Origin of the sequence: Streptomyces sp. E2N166, from assembly GCF_003671715.1 — a bacterium.
Lineage (GTDB): Bacteria > Actinomycetota > Actinomycetes > Streptomycetales > Streptomycetaceae > Streptomyces > Streptomyces thinghirensis.
Window position 1 is genome coordinate 1,716,652 of sequence record NZ_RAIF01000032.1, and the last position, 2,494, is coordinate 1,719,145.

At 71.4% G+C, this 2,494-nt stretch carries 2 protein-coding genes; both read right to left on the reverse strand.

The window, feature by feature from the left end; genetic code table 11:
- The coding region (locus EBH09_RS34795; RefSeq protein WP_121751161.1) for an aromatic acid/H+ symport family MFS transporter at window positions 1-1,191 on the reverse strand (1,191 nt) is incomplete at its 3' end.
- Window positions 1,192-1,276: 85 nt separating this feature from the next.
- Window positions 1,277-2,494 (reverse strand): aldehyde dehydrogenase family protein (locus EBH09_RS34800; RefSeq protein ID WP_121750772.1); only part of this gene is annotated, 1,218 nt, incomplete at its 5' end.

Below are 2,494 nucleotides of genomic sequence, written 5' to 3' on the forward strand. Positions count from 1 at the left end.
GGCCAGGAAGCCGCATACCGCCACCGCGGCGAAGAAGTAGAAGCCCCACGGGTGACCGATCCCCGAGGCGACCAGGGCACCGGTGATCGACGGGCCGACGATCGAGCCGATCCGGCCGATCCCGGACGCCGAGCCGAGCGCGGTGCTCCGCACGGACGCCGGGTAGAAGCTCGTCACGTAGGCGTAGACGAGCACCATGGCGGAGAAGACGAACACGCCGGTGAAGAAGACGATGACGTTGAGCAGCAGGTCGCTCTCCATCTTGATGCTCAGGCACCCGAGCATGACCACCGAGACGGCGAACCAGACCATCGTGGTGCCCTTGATGCCCCGCCGGTCGGCGACGAACCCGCCGACGACCAGGCCGACGACGCCGCCGATGTTGAGCACGAGGAGCTGGGTGACGGCCGTGGGCACCGGGTATCCGGCGTCGTTCATCAGCTTCGGCAGCCAGGTGTTGAGACCGTAGACCAGCAGCAGACCCATGAACGACGCGACCCAGATGCCGATGCCCGCGCGCAAGTAGGCGGGCTTGAGCAGTTCGGTGAACGGCACCCGCCGGTCCCCGTCCCGCCTGGCCCGGACGAAGGCCTCCGACTCCGGCAGCTTGAACCACTGGACGGCGGCGACCACGAGGCCGACGACGCCGAGCAGGTAGAAGAGGATCTCCCAGTCGTCGGTCACCTGGAGGGCGAGCAGCGAGGTGATCACCGCACCGGTGTGGTAACCGGTCATCGTCAGCGTGCTGGCCCGCGCCCGGCGGCTGGCCGGCATGTGCTCGGCCATCATGGTGAGCGAGACCGGCATGCAGGCGCCCAGGCCCAGACCGGCGATCAGGCGGAGCGCGGCGAACATCGCGACGGAGCCGGCCAGCGGCACCACGATGGTGAAGAGCGAGAACAGCACCACCGAGCCGATGAGCAGGCGGCGGCGCCCCAGCCGGTCGGCCAGCGGACCGACGCAGACCGCGCCGATCGCGACGCCCACGAGCGAGAGCGTAGCGATGGTGGTCGCGTCGCCCGCGGTCATGCCGAGGTGGTCGGTCTTGAGCAGGGTGGGGATGATGGCGCCGAGGACGACGAGGTCGTAGCCCTCCAGCAGGACGGTGATCCAGCACAGGATCACCGTCCAGGTGCTGTTGCCGGCGCGTCCTGCCTTCGCGGGCGCGCCGGACGTGGTGGCGGAAGCCATGGTGACTCTCCCCCCGGGGGACGGGTGTGAGTGAGCGGAACCGGAACGGCCGGGGTGGCCGGGACGGCCGAGGACGGCCGGAGGGTCAGAACGGGTAGTCGGCGATGTCCGGGCGGACCGTGACCCACTGGGTCTCGGTGAACGCCTCGACGTTGGCCGCGGCGCCGCCGAAGCGGGACCCGGTACCGGAGGCCTTGACCCCGCCGAAGGGGGCGTTGGGCTCGTCGCTCACGGTCTGCTCGTTGATGTGGACCTTGCCGGAGTCGATCCGGTCGGCGAGCCTCATCGCCGTCCCGACGTCCCCGAGGATGCCGACCGACAGCCCGTACTCGCAGTCGTCGACGATCCGCGCGGCCTCCTCCAGGGTGGAGAAGGAGATGACGGGGGCGACGGGGCCGAAGATCTCCTCGCGCCACGCCGGCATCTCGGTCGTCAGGCCGGTCAGTACGGTGGCGCGGTAGCCGGCGCCGTCGATCTCGCCGCCCGCGGCGACCTTCGCACCCGCCGCGACGCTGTCGGTGACGATGCCGTGCACCCGCTCCAGTTGACGGCGGTCGATGATCGGGCCCAGCGCCACGTCCTCGCGGGCGGGGTCACCGACCGGCAGCGCCTCGGCCTTCGCGGCGAGTACGGCGGTGTACTCCTCCACCAGCGACTCGTGCACGATGTGCCGGCCGGTCGTCATGCAGATCTGCCCCTGGTGCAGGTAGGAGCCGAACGCTCCCGCCGAGGCGGCCTTCCGCACGTCCGCACCGGGCAGCACGACCAGCGCGTTGTTCCCGCCCAGCTCCAGATGGGCCCGCTTCAGCAACCGCCCGGCCTGCTCGCCGATGGCCCGCCCGACCGGCGTCGACCCGGTGAAGGAGATCACCCGGACCTCCGGAGCCTCGACGACGGCCCGGCCCACCGAGCCGTCGCCCGGCAGCAGGTGCAGGACACCGGCGGGGAGCCCGGCCTCCTCGAAGATCCGGGTGATGACGACGCCACCACTGACCGCGGTGCGCGGATCCGGCTTGAGCAGTACGGCGTTGCCGAGGGCGAGCGCCGGGGCCACCGAGCGCAGGCCGAGGATGAGCGGGAAGTTGAAGGGCGCGATCACGCTCACGACACCGGCGGGCCGGCGGCGGGCGAGCGACCAGCGGGCCTCCTCCGAGGTGAGCACCTCGCCCTGGGGGTGCGTCGGCAGGCCCGCGCACTCGAAGCACTCGCCCACGGCGAGCCCCACCTCGAAGCCCGCCTTGGACCGGACCGAGCCGGCCTCGCGCACCAGCCAGTCCTCGATCCCGGCGGCGTGCTCGGTGAA